Genomic DNA, 23,564 nt, shown 5'->3' on the forward strand with positions numbered 1-23,564 from the left:
TGGTGAACCACAGCTGTGGTTCGCCACTTCAAAAATGATTCACACTTTCTATTATTATTGCATACTATTTTAATGTTTGTTTCTGTAATTTTTACGTGTTTCCCAAAATATATAAATGGTTTTTTAAAAATTAGAGGGGGAAGATTTGTGCTCATATCATTTGTACCAGCAGCCATTTCTTTTGTCAGTGTAACGGTTTTATGTCCTTTTTTAATCATGTTTTTAAAAAAGTTTCAATTAACCCAGCCAATTAGGAAAGAGCTTCCTGCAGACCACCAATTAAAAAAAGGAACACCACTGATGACGGGAAGTATTTTTTTAATAGGTGTTTTGGTTGCCTTATTTTATAAGCATAATCCATTAATGATTTTTTTGGCTGTGACGTTTCTTTTGTTTAGTTTTGTTGGTTTTTTAGATGATTATTGGAAGGCTTCTCGTCAGGATCCAGGAGGGGTTTCAGGAAAAACGAAATTATTCTTTCAATTTATATTTACTAGTACAATGCTATTTATTTTAGTAAAGTATTTTCATTTAAATCCGGAAATTACTTTGATTAAAGATGTATCCATTAATTTTTCAACTGAAGTTTATTTTATTGTTATTCTCCTTTTTATTGTGGGGTCTGCAAATGCAATAAACTTTACTGATGGAATGGATGGATTATTAGGGATTGTTGCTATTCCCACATACTTTTTCTTTTTTCTGATTTCTGAACGTCAGGAAGTCCAAGTCTTTTCTTTAATTATGATTGCTTGCATTCTAGGCTTTCTTATCTATAATATTTATCCAGCTAAGGCGTTTATGGGGGATACAGGATCATTAGCGATTGGCGGTTCACTTTCTTTTTTAGCAGTGTTGGAAAAAGTTGAAATATTAATACCAATATTATTTTTTATCTATTTTGCTGAGCAATTGTCCGTCATCTTACAAGTTACGTTTTTTAAATTAACGAAAAAACGTATATTTCGAATGACTCCGATCCATTTTCACTTTGGACTAAAATATGGCTGGTCTGAAAATGTCATAGTAACGGTCTTTGGTTTTGTTTCTTGGATTTGTACATTCATATGTTTACTTTACTGGAAATTTGTTTTAAATCCATAAAAGACGCAATAATTGTCCCAATAAAAATAAATGGGATCCAGGTGATACATATGATCGGAAATAAAAACAAAGGACACGAATCAACGATATTATAAATGATTGTACTTAAAATTATTCCAAATACTAAATATAGTAACAGAAATTCCATATGCAATTCACTCCTTTTTTTCATTATAAGAAAATGAAATTAAATGGATTGGGCTCTCTAGATAACAAACAAAAAAGATAGAAGAAGGTTCTTCTATCTTTTTTTGTGGAGTATAAAATTCTTATTCCAATCTTTCTAACCCTGCCATTTGTGAGTCGATTGTTTCTTTAATAACCTTACGTAATTTTCTCTCTACTTCTGATTGTTTCCCATTTTTGGTTTTGGCGATTACGCGAAGAACAACATCCGAACTTTCTAGCGATTGGACGCCCAATACATTTGGTCCTTCGACAATATTATCATCTATTGTAGCGATGTGGTCACAAGCTTTTTGTATGACATTTATTGCATCATCAATTGAGAGATGATCTCCTATTGTAAAGTCAACAAGTGCTTGCATATTTCCTCGTGAATGATTGCTTAAGGTTATGATTTGTCTGTTTGGTATAAAATGTATGGTGCCGTCAACCGATCGAATTTTCGTAGTGCGTAAACCTAATTGTTCTACAACTCCAGAGAATGTTCCTATTGTTACATAGTCATCAACATCTACTTGTTTTTCTAATAAGATGAAAAATCCAGTTACAACATCACTTACAAGACCTTGGGCCCCAAATCCAATGGCTAGGCCGACAATTCCTGATCCTGCTAATATTCCAGTAGTCGGGATACCTAAAGTTTGGAGCATTGTCACAAAAAAGACGAAAATAAGTACATATGAAAAAGTATTGTCGACTAAATTTTGTAATGTTTTCGATCTTCCATTTGAACTACCTGTCTTTTTTTGATAGTTATTAAAGCTAGTATGAATCACCTTTTTTCCTATTGCTTTAACTATTCTATAGGCAATATAGATTAGTATGATTTTTAATACCACTTGACCGATTAAAATAGAATAACCTGTCCAATCAAATTTGGTAACGCTTTTCGTTATCTTGTCCATTTATTCTTTCCTTTCTTGATAGCAAGGCATTTTGTTTTATTCCCCACTTTAGAAATGATAAACTTAATCTATAGAAAAATCACCATTGATTTTCTTTAAATTTATTTTACAAAATTTTTATTGTTTATTTTATGAACAAAATGGGAAAAACAATGAAGATAAAGTGAAATAATTTAAATAGAATTATTTTTTATTTAAATTTATTTTAATTTAGTGTTGACTCTAAAATAGTGGTCTATTATAATTACTATTGTGAGTAATAAGTAATTGAGAATAACCTCGTTACTTTATCAATTACATAAAATTTTTTTTGGAGGGATTCTTAATGGCAGAACGCATGGTAGCGAAACAAGCCCCACGTTTTGAAATGGAAGCAGTATTGCCAAATAAAGAATTTGGTAAAGTAAGTCTTGAAGAAAATATGAAAAACGATAAGTGGACAGTTCTTTTCTTCTATCCAATGGACTTCACTTTCGTTTGCCCAACTGAAATTACAGCACTTTCTGATCGTTATGATGAATTCGAAGATCTAGATGCTGAAGTAATCGGTGTATCTACTGATACTATTCATACACATTTAGCATGGATTAAAACAGATCGTAAAGAAAACGGTCTTGGCGATTTGAACTATCCTTTAGCTGCAGATACTAACCATGCAGTTGCACGTGAATATGGTGTGTTAATTGAAGAAGAAGGTGTAGCCCTTCGTGGTCTTTTCATTATTAGCCCAGAAGGCGAATTAATGTATCAAGTTGTTAACCATAACAACATTGGCCGTGATGTAGATGAGACTTTACGTGTTCTTCAAGCACTACAAACTGGTGGACTTTGCCCAGCTAACTGGAAGCCTGGACAAGCTACTCTTAATGCTTAATTAAAACAGTAAAAAGGCCTAACTCGCTGTTAGGCCTTTTTATTAGAAATACGAAAACGCCTTGGTCAGCCTCAGACAAAAATTCAAAAAAGTCTGCCCTATAACTTTTTTTGAATGAAGTTATTTGGCATCGAGGGGCTGTGCGCTAGAGCAAAACTCTCAAAGGAGGAATTATCAATGAAACTTCGTGAACCTATGCCAGAGTTAACTGGTGCTACTGAATGGTTAAATGGTCAAGTTACACGTGAAGAATTAATTGGTGAAAAACCAACATTGCTTCATTTTTGGTCAATCAGTTGTCATTTATGTAAAGAAGCAATGCCGCAAGTTAATGATTTCCGTGATAATTATAAAGATAAATTGAATGTTGTTGCGGTCCATATGCCGCGTTCAGAGGATGATTTGAACATCGATGAAATTAAAAAGGTTGCTGCGGAACATGGCATTACTCAACCTATTTTTGTCGATAGTGAACACAAATTAACGGAAAAATTTGAAAACCAATATGTTCCAGCATACTATGTTTTTGATAAAGACGGTAATCTGCGTCATTTCCAAGCAGGCGGCAGCGGCATGAAAATGCTTGAAAAACGTGTCAACCGCGTATTAAACGAAACAGAAGCAGCAGGGGCATAATAGAGACAAGCAGGTATTAATTTTTTACCTGCTTTTTTTATTTAGCATAGACAAACGATGTAAAGAATAAGATAAAAAGTCATGCCATAATTTTATAAGTAGGTTTTTTAGAGCTTTTTAATAGCTCTTTTTCTTTTGATTAATAGCAAAAAACAAAATAAAAAAATTTTTATAAAAATTGCAACTAAAGTATGGAAAAATATTTCGATAACCGTTATATTTAATATTACGTTTTAAATTTTTTTATATTGGGGGGGAATGCAATGGAGACTTTTAAAAAACTGAAAGACTTTTATTGGCCTTATAAACGGCTGTTTATAACGTCGATGTTATTTTTAATCGTTGTTACAGCGATAACGATTGTTTATCCAATTATTTTACAGTTGACGATTGACGAAGTGGTATTTAAAGAAAAATATGAACTTATACCATATTTATCAATAGGTTTTGTCATCATCATGGTAATAAAAGGGGTTGCGACATTTATTCAGCAATACACAGGTGACTTGTTTGGGATTACCTCTGTTTATCGTCTTCGAAATGCCTTGTATGAAAAACTTCAATATTTACCATTCCGTTATTATGATAATGCGAAAACTGGTGACTTAATGTCGAGGTTAACAGCAGATGTGGAAGGCTTTCGTTTTTTCCTATCGTTTGGATTCTCTGAAGCTTTGAGATTTATTTTGATTTTGGGAATAAGCTTCAGTGTTATGTTTTACTACTCAGTATCACTAACATTTATGACAATGATTATGCTCCCTTTTCTAGCAGTCGCTGTTTATAAGTTTGATAAGGTTGTCCATCCGGCGTTTAGAGGAATAAGGAGATCCTTTGGGAAACTTAATACGAATGTACAAGAAAATATTAGTGGTATTAATACGGTAAAATCCTTATCTCGAGAAGAATTTCAAACCTCTAAGTTTAACGTTTCCAATGATGATTACCGTGATCAACAAATTCAAACAGCAAATATTTGGGCGAAATATTTTCCTTTGATGGAGCTGATTGGGAACGTAGGAATCATTATATTATTGGCGTATGGAGGCTATTTAGTTATTAATGAGAGTATGAAGCCAGGTGAACTCGTGGCATTTTATAGTTTATTGGGTTACATTCTAATGCCTATTATTAATCTTGGGTTCACAATAAATTTATTTTCCCAATCCAAAGCTTCGGGAGAACGTTTATTGGAAATTCTTGAGGCGGATAATGAAATTTATGACAAAGAAAATGCATTTGAAGTTGAACGAATGAATGGGGAAGTTGAATTTCAAAATGTTACTCTTCAATATTTTGGAGATGAAAATGCTGCGATTAAAAATATTGATTTTATAGCAGAACCAGGCAAAGTAATTGGATTGATAGGATCTACAGGGTCTGGTAAAACAACGATTACCCAATTGATGACTAGATTTTACGAACCTGTTTCAGGAAAAGTATTAATTGATGGAAAATCTGTTAGTGATTATTCCATTCAATCGTTACGCTCAAACATAGGTATTGTTTTACAGGAATCATTCCTTTTTTCATCAACGATTAAAGCGAATATTGCCTATGGTCGTCCACACGCAACAATGGAAGAAATTATAGAAGCAGCAAAAAGAGCTCAAGCACATGATTTTATAATGGAATTACCGGATGGCTACGACACCATGCTTGGTGAAAGAGGTCTAGGATTATCAGGTGGTCAAAAACAAAGAATTGCAATTGCACGTGCGATTTGTTTAGACCCAAGTATTTTAATATTAGATGATGCAACAAGTGCTGTTGATATGGATACGGAGTTTAAGATTCAAGAAGGCTTGCGACAAGTAATGAAGGGAAGAACGACATTTATCATTGCACACCGAATTTCTTCTCTTAAACATGCTGATGAAATACTCGTATTGGAAAATGGAAAAATAGTAGAAAGAGGCGTCCATTCGGAACTTTTATCAAATGGGGGACCATATGAACGAATTTACAAAATCCAATACAAAGATCAGCAGGCTATTCTGCAATCCCAGACAGGTTGAGGTGAAATTCATTGACTAAGGAAAAGAATGCAAAACAAATGAAAGTGGAGCGATTTAATTACTCCACTGAACAAATTATAGATAAACCCTTTAACTGGAAGCAGATGTTGCGTCTACTGAATTATTTAAAACCATATTCAAAAAATCTCTTGCCTAAATCGTTAGCGGCTATGCTTCTCAATACAATTATTCGACTAATTATTCCAACCTTAATTGGGGTATATGCAATAGAAAAAGGGATACAGGGGAAGGATGGACAATTATTATCGATTATTATCATTGTGATTGCCGTTCTGTACATAGTATCCTATTTAGCAAATATATTTAGAATCCGTTGGATGAATCAGCTTGGACAAAAGGTTATTTACGATATTCGGAAAAACTTGTTTACTCATGTTCAACACCTTTCCCATCGTTTTTTTGATCAGCGTTCAGCAGGTTCGATTCTTGTAAGGATTATGAATGATACAAACTCATTACAGGATTTGTTTACAAATGGGGTTGTGAACCTTTTAATGGATATGATTATGTTAGTTGGGGTTATCGTCATTTTATTCATGCTAAGTCCACAACTGACATTAGCTGTATTGATTATCCTGCCAATCATGTTTTTGATTTCTACTAAGCTTCGGCAAAATATTCGCCGATCTTGGCAGTATATGCGTATAAAACAGTCAAAGCTAAATTCGCATTTAAATGAAAGTATCCAAGGAATTCGCGTTACACAATCCTTTACACAAGAAAAAGAAAATATGAAGTTCTTTGATGGTGTCAACACTGAGAACTACGAAGCATGGCGAATAGCAACGAAGAAAAACGCACTTTTTAGACCGATGATTGAATTAACGAATGCTGTTGGTTCTGCAGTTCTTATCTGGTATGGTGCACACCTAATTCAAACTGATTCACTTAAATTAGGAGAATTTGTTTCTTATGCCTTTTATTTAGGAATGTTTTGGGAGCCGATCTCTAGAATTGGTCAGGTATATAATCAGCTGTTAATGGCGATGGCTTCATCAGAAAGAATTTTCGAATATTTAGACGAACAGCCTATCGTTCACGAAAAGGAAAAGGCGATTGAATTACCTGATATGGAAGGTCATGTTCAATTTGAAAATGTTGAGTTTTCATATGACGATAATCGTTTAGCATTAAAAGGGGTTAATCTAGAAATGAAGCAGGGTCAAACAATTGCTTTAGTTGGTCATACAGGCTCTGGGAAAACAACGATAGCAAATTTGATTAGCCGTTTCTATGATCCAACCGCTGGATCTGTTAAAATTGATGGTCATGATTTAAGGGATATTTCGTTAAAAAGTTTACGAAATCGAATTAGTGTCGTCCTCCAAGATACATTTATATTTTCAGGAACGATCATGGAAAATATTAAATTTGGCCGTCCAGAGGCTGAAGATGAGGAAGCAATTGCAGCCGCAAAAGCGATAGGAGCCCATAAATTTATTGAGAACCTTCCTAACGGTTATGAAACACAAGTTGAGGAAAGAGGAAATATTCTTTCCGTAGGTGAAAGGCAGCTGTTATCATTTGCGAGAGCTTTACTTGCCAATCCTAGAATTATTATTCTAGATGAAGCAACTGCAAGTATCGATACGGAAACAGAGGTACAAATTCAAAACGCCTTACGAACTTTATTAAAAGACAGAACATCGGTTATCATTGCCCATCGACTTTCAACCATACGAGAAGCAGATAAAATTTTTGTCCTTGATCACGGGAATATTATTGAAGAAGGAAACCATGATCAATTAATGAAGCACCAAGGTGAATACTATCGATTAGTAAAAGCTCAATTTAAAATGCTGGAAGCGATATAAAAAGAAGGGTGACTTGGTCATCCTTCTTTTTATATCGCTTATCAATAAAACCCTGTATGGTATGCGTTCAGCTAGTTTTACTACGTGAAGAAATCGCTTCACGCATATCATACAGGTCATTTTATCAACCATAACGATTAACAAATCCTTTATATTACAAGAAATTACATTTTCGAATACTCCTCTACGTCTCAAGTCTTATAAAAAAATAAAGCTGCGGATTGTTATTGAATTCAGGCATTTTTTTTATGATATAAACAAAGGGAGGAAATATTAATGACAACATTATTCGAAAAAATTAAAAACTCAGTGATGGCTGATCTACATGATATTTTAGAAACAAAGGAAAAGAACAATCCGATCTCACGATTAAACCAATACTTACGTGAAAGTGAAAATGAAGCAAAAAAAGTAGAAAAGTTAATTGAAAGACAATATTTACTAAAAGAGGAATTTGCAAGAGAGTTGAAACAAGCCGAATCGATGGCGGATAAACGTTGTAAGCAAGGGGAAATTGCACTTCAAGCAAATGAACTAACTTTACACCAAGTGGCAATTGACGAAGAGGCAATTTACAAGGTGCAGGCACTTAGCTTAAAGGAAGCTTATAATGAAGCATCCAGTCAGTTAGAAATGCTAGAGAAAAAACATCGAGAAATGAAAATAAAATTAAAAGATATGCATATTAAACGGTTAGAACTAATGGGCCGGGAGAACGTAATAAAAGTAACAAAAAAGATAAACCATGTTTTAGATGACTCTATTGCTGGAAAAGCAAATGTACGATTTGAAGAAACCAATAGGTATATGGATCACTTAGAAGGAAGAATAAATTCTAGTTATGATATGAGTATGTTCGATTCTCGGATTAATGAGCTTGAAAAAGGATTAAAAACAGAAGAAACAACTATTAAATAATAGGTAATCTATGGTAGTATAAAAAGCATATATCCGTTCATTGCATACGGCTAGATCCTCAAGGAATGTTCCTCGGGGGTCTTGTCGTATGTTTAATAGAATCAGTGATGGAATATTCTTTTAATTGCTATCTATGAAAGAGGGAGGCAACATGAGAAAAAGATCGGATCAAAATACAATCACATGGATAATCTTAGTTGCCGTTGTTGGAATTTTATTTGAAATTTCCTTTAATCCGGAATCTCTCATTTTTCTTGGGATCGCGGCACTACTTATTTATTTAGGTAAGAAAAAAAGCACCAGATCCTCTGGAATTATTTTATTTATCGTTGGAATCTCGATTGCAGTTATTATCATTATTTCAACTGTTTTTTTTAAACTAATATTATTTTCAATCTTAATCTATCTTTTAATGCAATACAAAAAGAAAAAGCGCAAACCGAAAATTATTACGGTTGAAACAATTGAGCCCTCAAGTCATTCAAAAGTAAATCGAAAACAGCCATATATTAAAAATAAATTTTTTGGTAGTCAACGTTTTGAAGACAATATTTATGAATGGGATGATATCAATATTCAATGTGGTCTTGGCAATACGGTTATTGATTTAAGTATGACTATGCTGCCAGTAGGGGAATCCACTGTAGTGATAAGAGGATTGGCCGGCAATATTCAATTACTTATTCCATATGATGTTGCTATATCAGTTAATCATTCATCAATAACTGGTAATGTAAATATATATGGTCAAGAGGAGAATGTGTTTAATCAAAATACTATTTACTACTCTGATAACTATGAAGAATCATCAAGAAAAATAAAAATCATCACCTCATTGCCAATTGGAAATCTTGAGGTGAAACACGTATGAGTATACAAAGAACATTTTTATTTTATTTTAGTTCTTTTTCCCTTGTAATAGCCATTTTTATATCAGCCATATATATACAAACCATAAAAGTTGATTGGTATGAAGCCCTTTTTTTTAAGCAAATTTTTTTATTACCCGTTATTGTATTTATCATTTTGACAAGTATTATACTTGGTGTCGTTTGCGGGTTAGTTATCGGTTATATAATGAAAAAAAAGTTTGAAGAAGTAGATATCCGATTAGTTGAACTAGAAAAAGGAGAATTTGATATTTCGAAAATTCCTACTGAAAAGCTTATTGAAGTTTCTGGATTGTATGATCGTTTACAACGAATTCAAAACCGATTTGATGAGCAAGTAAAAGCGTCTCAGAAGCTGGCTAATGAACGTGCTGATTGGAATGAAAGTATGAAACAAGAAATACTTTCACAAGAAAGAAATCGTTTAGCAAGAGAGCTTCATGATTCTGTCAGTCAGCAGCTATTTGCGGCAACGATGCTACTATCAGCCATTAATCAAAATCCAAACCCTGATAAAACAGTAACAAATAAACAAATGAAGCTAGTTGAAGAAATTATTAATGAATCTCAATCTGAGATGAGAGCTCTTTTGCTTCATTTAAGACCTATTCAATTAGAGGGGAAAAGTCTAAAAAAAGGTGCTGAAGAATTGCTACTTGAGTTAACAGCAAAGCTTCCTTTAAAAGTTAGTTGGAAAATCGATGATTTAAAGCTTGATAAAGGAGTAGAAGATCATCTATTTCGAATTATGCAGGAATCTATATCCAATACTCTCCGCCATGCAAAAGCTACTACATTAGAGATCCACTTAATAAAACGTGAACAGTTTGTATTTTTAAAAATTATCGATGATGGTGTTGGCTTTGAAATGGGGCAGGAAAAAGCTGGTTCTTATGGTTTGCAAAATATTCGGGAACGTGCCGCAGAAATTGGAGGAGCGATAAAAATGATCAGCTTTAAAGGAAAAGGTACTAGTATTGAAGTGAAAATTCCGATTTTAAAACAAAAGGAGGCGGTAGAATGATAAAGGTATTATTAGTAGATGATCATGAAATGGTTCGTATTGGAGTTTCAGCCTTTTTATCGATTCAACTTGATATTGAAGTAATTGGGGAGGCGGATGATGGCAGAAAAGGGGTAGAGCTTGCCTTACAATTGCGCCCAGATATTATTCTAATGGATCTTGTTATGAATGAGATGGATGGCATTCAAGCTACAAAGGAAATCATAAAACAATGGCCTGAGGCGAAAATAATTATTGTTACAAGTTTTATTGATGATGAGAAGGTATATCCTGCTCTTGAAGCAGGTGCGACAAGTTATATGCTAAAGACATCTAAAGCAAGTGATATTGCAGATGCCGTTCGATCTACATATGAAGGACAATCTGTTCTAGAGCCACAAGTCACTGGAAAAATGATGATGCGGATGAAGCAAGGCAATAAACGTCCACTGCATGATGATTTAACGAATCGAGAGCTCGAAATCCTTTTACTAATGGGCGAAGGGATGACCAATCAAGAAATCGCGGATGAATTATTTATTGCATTAAAAACGGTTAAAACACATGTAAGTAATATATTAAGTAAATTAGAAGTTCAGGATCGTACACAAGCCGTCATTTATGCTTTTCAACATCAATTAATAAATAAAAAATAGGAGATATAGGGGATCCATTTAACCCTATTATCTCCTATTTTTATTTTTTTCTTAGAGTTAAGTTTGTGAAAAATGTCACAAAACATTCATGCTCAATGATTCACATTGTATAAAAAAGGTTTACACTAATAGTAATAAAAGTAAATAAAAAATACTTTTAATACTAAGAATATATACTGGAAATAAAGGAGGGTTTTCATGATGGAACTGGATAATGTCATTTTGAGTCGAATGTTAACAGGAATGACCTTAGCTTTTCATATTATTTTTGCAACGATCGGTGTTGGTGTACCTGTTATGATATCAATTGCTGAGTTTTTAGGAATTAAACGAAAGGATCCATATTACAACCTTTTAGCTAGGCGTTGGGCAAGAGGATTTACGATCACTGTTGCGGTGGGAGTTGTAACTGGTACATGTATAGGTCTTCAGTTATCCATGCTTTGGCCGAGTTTTATGCAAGTGGCGGGAAAAATTATTGCTTTACCTTTATTTATGGAAACATTCGCTTTTTTCTTTGAAGCGATCTTTCTCGGAATTTATTTGTATACTTGGGATCGATTTAAAAATAAATACGTGCACTGGATTTTAACATTTCCGATAATGATTGGTTCATCTGCGTCTGCTATGTTTATTACAATGGTTAATTCATTTATGAACACTCCTCAAGGCTTTACTTTAAAAAATGGAAAAATGCTTAATATCGATCCTATAGCAGCAATGTTTAATCCTGCCACACCATCAAAGGTGTTTCATGTAGTAACTTCTGCATATGCGGCTTCAGCAATTTTGCTTGCAGCTATTACTGCCGTTTTATACATACGAGGAAAACGAGGCATTTATTATCAAAAAGCATTAACACTAACGATGGTGACAACCTTCATTTTTGCTACTGGAACAGCATTAGCTGGAGATGCATCTGCAAAATTTCTAGCTAAACATCAACCGGAAAAACTTGCTGCTGCTGAATGGCATTTTGAAACAAGCAGGGGAGCGGATCTAATATTATTTGGTACTCTAGATGAAAATAATCATATAAAAAATGCCATTCACATACCCAAATTCCTTAGCTTTTTAGCAGGTGGATCCTTTGATACAAAAGTAATTGGTTTGAATGATTTTCCAAAGGATGAAATTCCGCCTCTTAGTGTCCATTACATGTTTGATTTAATGGTGATTATTGGTTTTTATCTTGTATTAATCCCTCTTGTATTTTTATTTATACGCCGTATTAAAAAATGGTCGGAATGGAATAAGCCGCTTTTATGGGCAATTGTTGCGGGCGGTCCTTTAGGAATTGTTGCCATTGAATTAGGATGGATGTATGCGGAACTAGGCAGGCAGCCATGGATTTTAAGAGGATATATGAAGGTTGCGGAAGCTGCAACGACCGGTAATGGGGTAGGATTAACATTTATTTTGTTTGCGATTCTTTATTTCATCCTTGCGATTATTAGTTGTGTTGTTCTAATTAAAATGTTTAAAAATTATCCAGCAGAAGCCGAGTTTAATGAAAGATTTTTATAAAGGGATAATGGAGAGGAATGTTGAATATGAATCTTGAAATACTTGGAATTACCGTTCTTTGGATATTCCTATTCGGATATTTAATTGTTGCTTCTATCGACTTTGGAGCTGGATTTTTTGCATTTTATGGAAGGGTTACAAAAAAGGATCATATTATAAATGGGATAATTAATCGATATCTATCTCCTGTTTGGGAAGTGACAAATGTTTTTTTTGTATTCTTCTTTGTAGGCATTGTAGGATTTTTTCCTGATACGGCCTATTATTTTGGAACAGCTTTATTAATTCCGGGAAGCATTGCATTAATTTTAATTGTCATAAGAGGTTCCTTTTATGCCTTTGGAAATTATGGATCTAAAAATAATGTTGTATATTTATTTTTGTATGGTGCAACTGGCTTACTAATACCTGCATCATTATCAACAGTATTAACCATTTCTGAAGGCGGGTTTTTAGCTGAAAAAGGGCATCATGTTCTCTTTTTGGCAAAAGAGCTTTTTACTAGTTTTTACTCTTGGAGTGTCGTTTTCCTTGCAATCGTTTCTGTGCTTTTTATTAGTGCTGCATTTTTAACTTATTATGCGAATAGAGCAGATGATATTGAAGCAAGAGAAATATTACGGAAATTTGCCTTATTTTGGAGTCCACCAACTATATTGGCTAGTCTATTAGTTTTTATTTCATTACAAAGACATAACCCAGTTCATTTTAATAATTCCTTAGATCTATGGTGGATGTTTTTATTATCGCTCATATTTTTCTTTATTGCTTCTATTTTTATATATAAACGAAAGTATTTCGGTTTTGCCTTTATTTCGGTCATATTGCAATTTTTCTTTGCATTTTTTGGCTATGGTGCCTCACATTTGCCATATATTCTTTATCCGTTTATTACAATCCATACGAGTGTGACGAATGCAACCATGGGAACAGCACTTGTCATTGCTTTAATTGCTGGACTTTTATTATTAATTCCTTCTCTCATATTGTTGATGAGCCTTTTTCTTTTTAATGCTGATTATGTTAAGGGTAAAAAGTAATTTTTCTAGGCAATTTTCGTAAAGTTTGTTGCTTTTTAGTGATATTTTATTAACAATCTGAGTTGATTGTAGCGGAGGGCACTTGACTCCTGCGGGAAAAAGAGGGAAGTGGGAGACCCCGCAGGCGGTAACGCCGAGGAGGCTCCCATCCCTCCCCGCGGAAAGCAAGTGTCTGGAGCGGAAATCAACGGACTAAGTTTATAGTCTAAAAACAACAATTTATACGAAAAGAGCCTTTTTCTAAAATAAACTTCTATGCTAGAATGGGAGATATTAGTCTTCTATTAGTGGGGGAGTTTAGATGAAGAAAGAATTTGTAGTTATAGGTCTTGGTAGGTTCGGTGGAAGTATTTGCAGAGAATTATCCTTGCAAGGAATGGAAGTAATGGCCATTGATCAAGATGAAGATCGTGTGAATGAATTTGCGTCAATTGCAACTCATGCTGTTATTGCTGATTCAACAGATGAGACCGTGTTAAAAAACTTAGGAATTAGAAATTTTGATCATATTATTGTTGCTATTGGTGCCGATATTCAAGCAAGCATTCTAACAACCCTAATGTTGAAGGAAATAGGTGCTAAAAAGGTTACGGTTAAAGCACAAAACGATTACCATGCTAAAGTTTTGCAAAAAATTGGAGCGGACCATGTTGTACACCCAGAACGAGATATGGGCAGAAGAATTGCTCACCACATTGTATCTAATAATGTTTTAGATTATATTGAGCTTTCGGATAAATATAGTATTGTAGAAATTGCTGTTAATGAACATATAACTGGGAACTCAATTGTAGATTTAAATATTCGTGCTAAATATGGAATTAACATTGTTGCGATTAAACGTGGAAATTCGATGGTCATCTCACCTCAAGCATATGATGTCATTGAACAAGATGATATATTAATTGTAATTGGTGCAGATGCGGATATTCAAAGATTTGAGAAAAAGCTTTCTCAATAAAATAGGATTTGTTAAACAATGTTGTTTTTATGAAAACCCTGTACGGTATGCGTTCAGCTAGTTTTACTTCGTAAAGAAATCGCTTCACGCATACCATACAGGTGATTTTTTCAACAATAACCATTAACAAAGCTATAAAATAAAAAAAGGAACATCACTATTTTTAGGATGTTCCTTTCTTATTTATTTTATTAAAAATTAAACTTCCATAATGATCGGCATGATCATTGGTCGACGTTTAGTTTTTTCATAAAGGAATGGTGCTAAAGTATCTGTAATCTCATTTTTGATTTCTGTCCATTGTGTTGTTTTTCTTTCCATCACTTTGTTTAAGTGCTTAGAAATGAGATTTTGTGCTTCGTTAATTAGATCTCCTGATTCACGCATATAAACAAACCCTCTTGAGATAATATCCGGACCAGAAGCAATCTTAAAGTCATTCATGTTAATAGATACAACGACAACAACAAGACCTTCCTCAGATAATATTCGTCGATCTCGGAGAACGATGTTACCGATATCACCGATTCCATTTCCGTCAATATAGACAGATCCTGAAGGGATTTTACCTGCTACTTGTGCAGAATCACTACTTAAAGCGAGAACCTCACCATTGTCCATAATGAAGCAGTTTTCTTCAGGAACACCGCAATCAACTGCGAGCTGCGAATGCATTTTTTGCATACGATATTCACCATGAATAGGCATAAAGAATTTAGGTTTAATTAATCTAAGCATTAATTTTTGTTCTTGCTGTCCGCCATGACCAGAAGTATGAATATCATTAAGAGGACCATGTATAACATCAGCACCAGCACGACAAAGTAAGTTAATCGTACGATTTACACTTATTGTATTCCCTGGGATTGGTGAAGAAGAAAAGACTACAGTATCACCAGGTTGAATTTGAATTTGTCGATGAGTTCCATTTGCTATTCTTGAAAGTGCTGCCATTGGTTCACCTTGGCTACCAGTACACAAAATAGTAACTTTATTAGCAGGCAAACGATTAATAGCTTGAGCATCGATAAATGTATCTTTTGGACATTGAATATAGCCGAGATCATGTCCAATATTAATTGCTGCTTCCATACTGCGTCCGAATACAGCAATCTTCCTGCCATTCATTACAGCAGCTTCTGCCACTTGTTGCAGGCGATGAATATTAGAAGCAAAAGTTGCAAAGATAATTCGTCCATCGACCTTACGGAAAACATCCTGAATACTTTCTCCTACACGACGTTCAGACATAGTAAAATGCGGTACCTCACTATTCGTACTATCCGAGAGCAGACAAAGGACGCCTTCCTTACCGATTTCAGCCATTTTAGTTAAATTGGCAGGTTCTCCAACAGGGGTAAAATCAAATTTAAAATCTCCTGTATGAACAATATTGCCTTGTGGAGTCTTTACTACAATTCCATAAGAATCTGGGATACTATGTGTTGTACGGAAAAATGTAACTGATGTCTTTCTAAATTTTATTACATCATCTTCTTGAATTTCATGGAAAGTGGTTTTTCTTAAAAGTCCATGCTCTTCTAACTTATTTTTAATAAGACCTAGTGCTAATTTTCCTCCATAAATCGGAATATTAACTTGTCTCAATAAATAAGGAATTCCACCAATATGGTCTTCATGTCCATGTGTAATAAATAAACCTTTGATTTTTTCCTCATTTTTGACTAAATAAGTGTAATCTGGAATGACATAATCAATACCTAATAGCTCGTCTTCTGGAAACTTAATTCCAGCATCAATTAAAATAATTTCATCTTGGAACTGAACTGCATATGTGTTTTTTCCGATTTCCCCTAAACCGCCAAGGGCAAATACGGCTGTTTGATCATTTTTAACAAATTTCATATAGATTATCTAGTCTCCGATAGTTCAAAATTTTTATGGTTCTTTTCATAATCTAAATAAGAACCTTCTAAAAGCTGTACGAATTCAACATTAATTTGACGGTTTTTTAACATTTGACGTACTTCTCTTTCTGAATCTGCTTCTACATAGATAGTTTTTGTGTTTTCACGTACTGGTACTTCATTCTTTTTTTCTTGAAAATAAACTTTATAAATCATTTTTCTCTCTCCTTACTCCGTTATCAAATGTAACTTTTTCTATTATATAAAAAGTTAACAAGTTTTTCATGTTTTTTCATTAGGCTCTTTTCGTAAACTTTGTTTTTTAAAAATTAAGTAAAAATCGGTATTATGATTTTTACGAATCTAATATATCTTCCAGTTTAAATGAAAGACTTATTGGATGGAGAAAAGAGCGCGTTTTCTAATTATTCTAAGCTGAAAACCTTTTCCGAAAAGCAACAATATCTGTGATAATAGCCTTTCATTATAACTTTGAATACTAGGTATTAAATGAACTTTTTCTTAAGCATTGCCGCAAAATATAGAATAATCCCTCCATTAGAGGGATAGAAATTTAGGCAACTAACTTTTTTTGTCTTAATAAATCTTTCCACTGTTTGACTAATTTCTTTCTTAGTCTTTTTAACACGGAAGATCACTCCCTACCTCTATTTTAATGTTATTTTTCGGAAAGTAAAGGCGACCAAGATATTATTAATAATATTATATGTAAAATGTACAAGTTTTTTTCTTGGTTTTTAATGGAAGTATATTAAAATCACAAGGGTAGATTAGATACTTTGATTCTATTTTAATTTTAATTAATACATAATTAAATATACATATGATAAAATGACCAATAGTGTTTTAAAATTTTGGGTATGTTACTAGTTAATCATATGTTAGGAGAATATTAATGAAAAAAATTGTGTTTTTTGATATAGATGGAACATTATTGGATCATGATAAAAAACTTCCTATAACAACGAAAAAAGCAATATATACATTAAAAGAGAATGGAGTATTTGTTGCTATTGCGACAGGTCGTGCGCCATTTATGTTTAAAGATTTAAGAGAAGAATTAGATATAGATTCTTTTGTTAGTTTTAATGGACAGTATGTTGTTTTTGAAAATAATGTGATTTATAAAAATCCTTTAGATCATGCAGAATTACAAAATATAAATGATTATTCTGCTACATATAATCATCCACTTGTATTCTTAAATGAGAAAAACATGACTTCTAATATAGAAAATCATCCATTTATTGTGGATAGTATCTCTAGCTTGAAATTATCACCTCCTGCATTTGATCCTGATTTTTATAAAGATAGAGAAATCTATCAAGCACTGTTATTCTGTAAGGAACATGAAGAAAATCTTTATTTGGACAAGTTTCGAAAGTTTCATTTTATTCGATGGCATGATTTATCGATGGATGTGCTGCCTCGAGGAGGTTCAAAAGCTGAGGGAATTAAGAAGATGATTGAAAGGATTGGATTTAAGATTGAAGATGTATACGCATTTGGAGATGGGCTAAATGACGTAGAAATGTTAGATGCAGTTGGAACTGGAATAGCAATGGGAAATGCAAGCGATTTTGTTAAAAAACATGCTGATTATATTACTTCTGACGTTTCGGAGGAAGGGATATTTAATGGTTTAAAGCATTTTAATCTATTATAAAAGAAAAACAGCCGAACATTTAAGTTCGGCTGTTTACCTTTCTATTGGTGTTGCGTTTTCTATCGTTTTAAATGGATTGGTTTCATCAATATAATCATAAAACATTTTTCCGTTTAAGTGGTCAATTTCATGTTGAAATACAATTGCTGGAAGCCCTTTAAGACGTAATTTTATTTCCTTTCCATCTATATTATATGCTTTGACAGTAATTCTAGCATATCTAGGGACATATCCAGGAATAGCTTGATCAACAGAAAGGCATCCTTCCCCTGCTGTTAAATATGATTTTTCTACTGAATGACTAATAATTTTTGGATTAAAAAGCATATGGCTATATAGTTTATCATTTTCATCTTTAACATAGACAGCAATCATGCGTTTCGAAACATTAATCTGTGGAGCAGCTAAACCAATGCCAGGGCGTAAGCCAAATTCTTCTGCAATTTTTGGATCCTGACTATTTGTTATAAATTCATGAAGACTTTCTAAAATTTTTTGATCTTCTTGAGAAGGAGGTAGCTGGACTTCTTCGGCAATTTTCCGCAAAGTTGGATGCCCATCTCTTATAATATCCTTCATCGTAATCATAAATGTTTCCTCCTGCTTAATTAATTTTCTATTGAATAGAATACCAAAACAAATAAGAAAAGTTAACAATAAATAATTTCGATCGGTGGTAAGTGAATAGTCATATGTTAGTTAGGAATCGAATAATTATTAGAAAACGCGTTTTATCCTTTTACGAGAAGAACATGTAAATCTTATTTTAGTGGACAAGCATATGTTGATCATTAAATCTTATCATTGTATTGTTAAAATTCGTAACAATCGATATAGTTTAAATATTGCAACATAAGGGGGAAGAAATGTGGCCAGAGTTAAGAGTGTGATCATATGTATATTTTTAATACTCATACTGGCAGGGTGCCAAACAACACCTGAAGAAAAAATCTATCATATTTTAGAACAAACTGTGGCAAAGGAAAAGGAATTTGATGAACAACAAAAACCGTTAATGGATTTGGAAGCTAGTGAGAAAGAATTATTTGACAAAATCATTGATCTTGGAATGAAAGAAATGGATAAAGTAACTGAATTATCTAATTCGGCATTAAAAAATCTGGAACAGCGAAGAGAAAAAATGATGATTGAACAAGATTCGATCTTGTCCTCGAAAAAGGAATTTTCAAAGATAGAGGATACGATTAAAGAAATAAAAACAGAAAAAATAAAAATCGAAGCTGAACAACTCTATCAATTAATGGAGAAACGCTATGATACACACGATCGTTTATATAAAGCATACATCAGAGGCATTGATGAGAACGTAAAGCTTTATCAATTGTTAAAAAAGGATGAACTTCCAATAGAGGATTTAGAGAATCAAATTGATGTAACTAATAAAGCATATTCAGAAGTGTTAAAAATGAATAAACTTTTTAATGAATGTACAAAAGAATTTAACGATAGTAAATTAAAATTTTATAAAGATGCCAATATAAAAATTGATTAGCCGAAATTTTTCGGCTAATTTTTTAATTTCTCCCCTATAAATGTTGTTATCTGTATAAGTAAAAATAGTACAGATTAAAAATATAATTAGTACAGTGTGATAAAATGAGTGAAAATCCTGTATAAAATTATTGTAGAAAAGCAATGAAATGTTTGGAACTAAATAATTGACGGGCAGATTATATTAATGTACTCTAATATTGTAATTATATATAATTGTATTAATTAGTTGATAAATTTAATTAATACAGTTTTACCGGAGCCTTAAAAAATTTGTTTTTTTATTGCTCCACGGTAATTTTGTAAAAGGTTAATCATAAAAGACATTGGATATACACGGATTTTTCGTGGTACGCCTTTTTATTTTTGGGTAACCTATATCTGTATGTAATCAAAATTATTAATTTTTTTTATAAGAAAGGATTGGTGACTTTTTATGGCTTCTACAAAGAAGGCACAATTCGACGTGAAGAAAACGCTCGAAAATATTGAAGAGCAATTCGAAATGTTCCAGATTTTAAATGAAGAAGGCGAAGTCGTTAATAAATCTGCGGTTCCAAATCTTTCAGACGAGGAACTTCAAGAATTAATGCGTCGAATGGTTTATTCACGAATTTTAGATCAACGTTCAATTTCTTTAAATCGTCAAGGGCGTTTAGGATTTGTTGCACCGACTGCAGGACAAGAGGCTTCTCAAATTGCATCTCATTTTGCTTTAGAGCAAGAGGACTATATTCTTCCTGGATATCGTGATGTTCCACAAATTGTTTGGCATGGACTACCTCTACACCAAGCATTTTTATGGTCTCGCGGACATGTTGAAGGTATGAAAATTCCAGAAGGTGTTAATATTTTACCACCACAAATTATCATAGGTGCTCAATACGTTCAAACAGCAGGTGTTGCACTGGGCTTAAAGAAACGTGGTAAAAAAGCAGTTGCAATTACATACACAGGTGATGGTGGTTCTTCACAAGGTGATTTCTATGAAGGTATTAACTTTGCTGGAGCGTATAAAGCACCTGCCGTTTTTGTCGTTCAAAATAATCAATTTGCGATTTCTACACCACGCGAAAAACAAACTGCTGCTAAAACGATTGCACAAAAAGCAGTTGCAGCTGGAATTCCTGGACAACTTGTTGATGGAATGGACCCGTTAGCAGTATATGTATCAGTTCGTGAAGCACGTGAGCGTGCAATTAATGGTGAGGGACCTTCATTGATTGAAACATTATGTTACCGTTATGGCCCACATACAATGTCTGGTGATGATCCTACGAAATATCGTACTTCTGATTTAGATAATGAGTGGGAAAGAAAAGATCCATTAATTCGTTTCCGTAAGTATTTAGAAAATAAAGGATTATGGAATGAAGAAAAAGAGACACAAGTAATTGAACAAGCAAAAGAAGATATTAAAGTAGCTATTAAAAAAGCAGACGACACTCCAAAACAAAAAGTGACTGACTTAATATCCGTTATGTTTGAAGAAATGCCTCATCATTTAAATGAACAAAACGAAATTTATAAAGCAAAGGAGTCGAAGTAAGCCATGGCTCAAATGACAATGATTCAAGCAATCACCGACGCATTACGTACTGAATTACGTAATGATGAAAATGTTTTAGTTTTCGGTGAAGACGTTGGTGTTAATGGCGGTGTATTCCGTGCCACTGAAGGTCTTCAAAAAGAATTTGGGGAAGATCGTGTATTCGATACTCCATTAGCAGAATCTGGGATTGGTGGTCTTGCAATCGGTTTGACTTTAGAAGGGTACCGTCCAGTACCAGAGATTCAATTCTTTGGTTTCTTATTTGAAGTAATGGACTCTGTAAGCGGACAAATGGCACGCTGGCGTTATCGTACCGGTGGAAGTCTAAATGCTCCAATAACTATTCGTTCTCCATTTGGTGGAGGGGTACATACACCAGAGCTTCATGCAGATAGTTTAGAAGGCCTTGTGGCACAACAGCCGGGTTTAAAAGTGGTTATTCCATCTACACCATATGATGCAAAAGGATTGTTAATTTCTTCTATTCGAGACAATGATCCAGTCATCTTCTTGGAGCATATGAAATTATATCGTTCATTCCGTCAAGAAGTACCTGAAGAGGAATATACAATTCCACTAGGAAAAGCGGATGTAAAACGTGAGGGTAAGGATATTTCTATTATTACTTATGGAGCTATGGTTCATGAATCATTAAAAGCTGCTGAAGAACTAGAAAAAGAAGGTTATTCTGCAGAAGTAGTTGACTTACGTACTGTTAGCCCATTAGATATAGATACAATTATTGCTTCTGTAGAGAAAACTAATCGTGCAATTGTCGTGCAAGAAGCGCAAAAGCAAGCAGGGATTGCGGCTAATGTTATTGCTGAAATTAACGAAAGAGCAATTTTAAGCTTAGAAGCACCTGTTTTACGAGTGACTGCAGCAGATACTGTATATCCTTTCTCACAAGCAGAATCTGTATGGTTGCCTAACTACAAAGATGTAATTGAAACAGCTAAAAAAGTTCTTACATTTTAATATATGTTAATAATGATAGATTTTTATGTATTGCTCTGTATTTTGAAAGATAAGGCAGTTTCGTTTTATAAACTGCCTTGTCTCTATTAGATTTAAAATAGGAGGGTGAACAACCTTGTCATTCGAATTTAGACTACCAGATATCGGTGAAGGAATTCATGAGGGTGAAATCGTAAAATGGTTTGTTAAACCTGGCGATAAAGTAGGAGAAGACGATGTACTATGTGAAGTACAGAACGATAAAGCAGTAGTTGAAATTCCTTCTCCAGTAGCAGGTACTGTTGAAGCAATTTTAGTTGAAGAAGGTACGGTTGCCATTGTTGGTGATGTATTGATTAAATTTGATGCACCCGGTTATGAAGGACTACAATTTAAAGGAGATCATGGTCCTAGTCAACCGGAACAAAAAGCAGAAGAAAAAGAGCAAGAAGTACAGTCTGAAGTTAAAGAAAACGCTCCAGCAGCAAATGAAGCTGACTTAAATAAACGCGTGATTGCGATGCCATCTGTAAGAAAGTATGCACGAGAAAAAGGCGTGGATATTCGTTTGGTACAAGGTACTGGAAACAATGGTCGTGTACAAAAATCGGATATTGATGCATATGCAAATGGCGGAGCTGCCGTACAAGCAGAAGCTCAACCACAAGCTGCATCTGTAGCAGAAGAAACAGTAGTAACTAGCCAAGCACAAACTGTTATTCCGGAAGGCGAATTCCCTGAGACACGTGAAAAAATGAGTGGAATCCGTAAAGCAATTGCTAAAGCTATGGTTCATTCAAAACAAACAGCACCACATGTTACCCTTATGGATGAAATAGATGTAACAAAACTTGTTGCACATCGTAAGAAATTTAAAGAAGTGGCTGCTGAAAAAGGCATAAAGCTTACGTTCTTGCCATATGTAGTGAAATCTTTAGTTAGTGCATTACGTGAATTCCCAACTTTGAATACATCTATTGACGATGCAGCAGGAGAAATCGTTCATAAACATTATTACAACATCGGTATTGCAGCGGACACTGAAAAAGGCTTGTTAGTTCCTGTTGTTAAAAATGCTGATCGTAAATCTGTATTTTCTGTTTCTCAAGAAATTAATGAATTAGCCTGTAAAGCACGTGATGGTAAATTAGCTCCAAATGAAATGAAGGGTGCATCTTGCACAATTACAAATATTGGTTCTGCGGGTGGACAATGGTTTACTCCAGTAATTAATCATCCTGAAGTAGCGATTTTAGGTATCGGTAGAATTTCTGAAAAACCTGTAGTAAAAAATGGTGAAATTGTAGCCGCACCTGTGTTAGCATTATCATTGAGCTTTGATCATCGTATTATCGATGGAGCTACCGCTCAATATGCGCTAAACCACATTAAGCGACTATTGAACGATCCTGAATTATTATTAATGGAGGCGTAA

General features: G+C 33.8%; 21 protein-coding genes. 17 read left to right on the forward strand and 4 right to left on the reverse strand.

Going from position 1 to position 23,564, the window contains the following annotated elements; translation table 11 throughout:
• Positions 1–147: 147 nt before the first annotated feature.
• On the forward strand, positions 148–1,104 hold the full coding sequence (mraY, locus tag ACQKP0_RS19635) for a phospho-N-acetylmuramoyl-pentapeptide-transferase (RefSeq protein WP_427407531.1): 957 nt from the start codon (positions 148–150) through the stop codon (positions 1,102–1,104).
• A 269-nt stretch (positions 1,105–1,373) separates the two neighbouring features.
• Here mraY and ACQKP0_RS19640 read toward each other — a convergent pair whose 3' ends face one another.
• On the reverse strand, positions 1,374–2,195 hold the full coding sequence (locus tag ACQKP0_RS19640; protein WP_427407532.1) for a mechanosensitive ion channel family protein: 822 nt from the start codon (positions 2,193–2,195) through the stop codon (positions 1,374–1,376).
• Positions 2,196–2,520: 325 nt separating this feature from the next.
• On the opposite strand from ACQKP0_RS19640, the gene ACQKP0_RS19645 reads away from it, so the two are divergent.
• From ACQKP0_RS19645 to ACQKP0_RS19695, 11 genes are all read left to right on the forward strand, one after another.
• Complete coding sequence (locus ACQKP0_RS19645) at positions 2,521–3,069, forward strand: peroxiredoxin (protein ID WP_427407533.1); 549 nt, start codon at positions 2,521–2,523, stop codon at positions 3,067–3,069.
• 177 nt (positions 3,070–3,246) lie between these two features.
• Positions 3,247–3,705 carry a TlpA disulfide reductase family protein gene (locus ACQKP0_RS19650; protein WP_427407534.1) on the forward strand — a complete coding sequence of 153 codons (459 nt, stop codon included), beginning with the start codon at positions 3,247–3,249 and terminating at the stop codon, positions 3,703–3,705.
• Between the two features lie 263 nt (positions 3,706–3,968).
• Positions 3,969–5,723: an ABC transporter ATP-binding protein gene (locus ACQKP0_RS19655; protein ID WP_427407535.1), complete on the forward strand. Its 1,755-nt coding sequence runs from the start codon at positions 3,969–3,971 to the stop codon at positions 5,721–5,723.
• A 38-nt stretch (positions 5,724–5,761) separates the two neighbouring features.
• A complete protein-coding gene (locus ACQKP0_RS19660; RefSeq protein WP_427407577.1) occupies positions 5,762–7,558 on the forward strand; it encodes an ABC transporter ATP-binding protein in 1,797 nt (598 codons plus the stop codon).
• Between the two features lie 276 nt (positions 7,559–7,834).
• Positions 7,835–8,476, forward strand: coding sequence for a PspA/IM30 family protein (locus ACQKP0_RS19665; RefSeq protein WP_427407536.1), 642 nt, complete (start codon positions 7,835–7,837; stop codon positions 8,474–8,476).
• 151 nt (positions 8,477–8,627) lie between these two features.
• Positions 8,628–9,347: a cell wall-active antibiotics response protein LiaF gene (gene liaF, locus ACQKP0_RS19670; RefSeq protein ID WP_427407537.1), complete on the forward strand. Its 720-nt coding sequence runs from the start codon at positions 8,628–8,630 to the stop codon at positions 9,345–9,347.
• Positions 9,344–10,390, forward strand: coding sequence for a sensor histidine kinase (locus tag ACQKP0_RS19675; protein ID WP_427407538.1), 1,047 nt, complete (start codon positions 9,344–9,346; stop codon positions 10,388–10,390). Before liaF ends, ACQKP0_RS19675 begins: the two co-directional genes overlap by 4 nt.
• Positions 10,387–11,025 carry a response regulator gene (locus ACQKP0_RS19680; protein WP_427407539.1) on the forward strand — a complete coding sequence of 213 codons (639 nt, stop codon included), beginning with the start codon at positions 10,387–10,389 and terminating at the stop codon, positions 11,023–11,025. Before ACQKP0_RS19675 ends, ACQKP0_RS19680 begins: the two co-directional genes overlap by 4 nt.
• A gap of 201 nt (positions 11,026–11,226) precedes the next feature.
• Entirely contained in the window at positions 11,227–12,552 is a 1,326-nt protein-coding gene (locus ACQKP0_RS19685) for a cytochrome ubiquinol oxidase subunit I (RefSeq protein WP_427407540.1), read from the forward strand.
• Positions 12,553–12,578: 26 nt separating this feature from the next.
• Positions 12,579–13,592 carry a cytochrome d ubiquinol oxidase subunit II gene (locus ACQKP0_RS19690; protein WP_427407578.1) on the forward strand — a complete coding sequence of 338 codons (1,014 nt, stop codon included), beginning with the start codon at positions 12,579–12,581 and terminating at the stop codon, positions 13,590–13,592.
• Positions 13,593–13,893: 301 nt separating this feature from the next.
• A complete protein-coding gene (locus ACQKP0_RS19695; protein WP_427407541.1) occupies positions 13,894–14,553 on the forward strand; it encodes a potassium channel family protein in 660 nt (219 codons plus the stop codon).
• 198 nt (positions 14,554–14,751) lie between these two features.
• Here ACQKP0_RS19695 and rnjA read toward each other — a convergent pair whose 3' ends face one another.
• On the reverse strand, positions 14,752–16,419 hold the full coding sequence (gene rnjA / locus ACQKP0_RS19700) for a ribonuclease J1 (protein WP_427407542.1): 1,668 nt from the start codon (positions 16,417–16,419) through the stop codon (positions 14,752–14,754).
• 5 nt (positions 16,420–16,424) lie between these two features.
• Entirely contained in the window at positions 16,425–16,637 is a 213-nt protein-coding gene (locus ACQKP0_RS19705; RefSeq protein ID WP_427407543.1) for a DNA-dependent RNA polymerase subunit epsilon, read from the reverse strand.
• Positions 16,638–17,337: 700 nt separating this feature from the next.
• Here ACQKP0_RS19705 and ACQKP0_RS19710 point away from each other — a divergent pair.
• Complete coding sequence (locus tag ACQKP0_RS19710; RefSeq protein ID WP_427407544.1) at positions 17,338–18,108, forward strand: Cof-type HAD-IIB family hydrolase; 771 nt, start codon at positions 17,338–17,340, stop codon at positions 18,106–18,108.
• Between the two features lie 33 nt (positions 18,109–18,141).
• Here ACQKP0_RS19710 and def read toward each other — a convergent pair whose 3' ends face one another.
• Positions 18,142–18,696, reverse strand: coding sequence for a peptide deformylase (gene def, locus ACQKP0_RS19715; RefSeq protein ID WP_427407545.1), 555 nt, complete (start codon positions 18,694–18,696; stop codon positions 18,142–18,144).
• Between the two features lie 280 nt (positions 18,697–18,976).
• Here def and ACQKP0_RS19720 point away from each other — a divergent pair, with 280 nt between their 5' ends.
• The 4 genes from ACQKP0_RS19720 (at position 18,977) to ACQKP0_RS19735 (ending at position 23,564) form a co-directional block, all read left to right on the forward strand.
• A complete protein-coding gene (locus ACQKP0_RS19720) occupies positions 18,977–19,621 on the forward strand; it encodes a YkyA family protein (protein WP_427407546.1) in 645 nt (214 codons plus the stop codon).
• Positions 19,622–20,056: 435 nt separating this feature from the next.
• The gene (pdhA, locus tag ACQKP0_RS19725) at positions 20,057–21,169 is read left to right on the forward strand and encodes a pyruvate dehydrogenase (acetyl-transferring) E1 component subunit alpha (protein WP_427407547.1); all 1,113 of its coding nucleotides are present in this window, start codon (positions 20,057–20,059) and stop codon (positions 21,167–21,169) included.
• Between the two features lie 3 nt (positions 21,170–21,172).
• The gene (locus tag ACQKP0_RS19730) at positions 21,173–22,150 is read left to right on the forward strand and encodes an alpha-ketoacid dehydrogenase subunit beta (RefSeq protein ID WP_427407548.1); all 978 of its coding nucleotides are present in this window, start codon (positions 21,173–21,175) and stop codon (positions 22,148–22,150) included.
• 115 nt (positions 22,151–22,265) lie between these two features.
• On the forward strand, positions 22,266–23,564 hold the full coding sequence (locus tag ACQKP0_RS19735; protein ID WP_427407549.1) for a dihydrolipoamide acetyltransferase family protein: 1,299 nt from the start codon (positions 22,266–22,268) through the stop codon (positions 23,562–23,564).

Source organism: Heyndrickxia sp. NPDC080065, from assembly GCF_050281185.1.
Classification (GTDB): Bacteria; Bacillota; Bacilli; order Bacillales; family Bacillaceae_C; genus Heyndrickxia.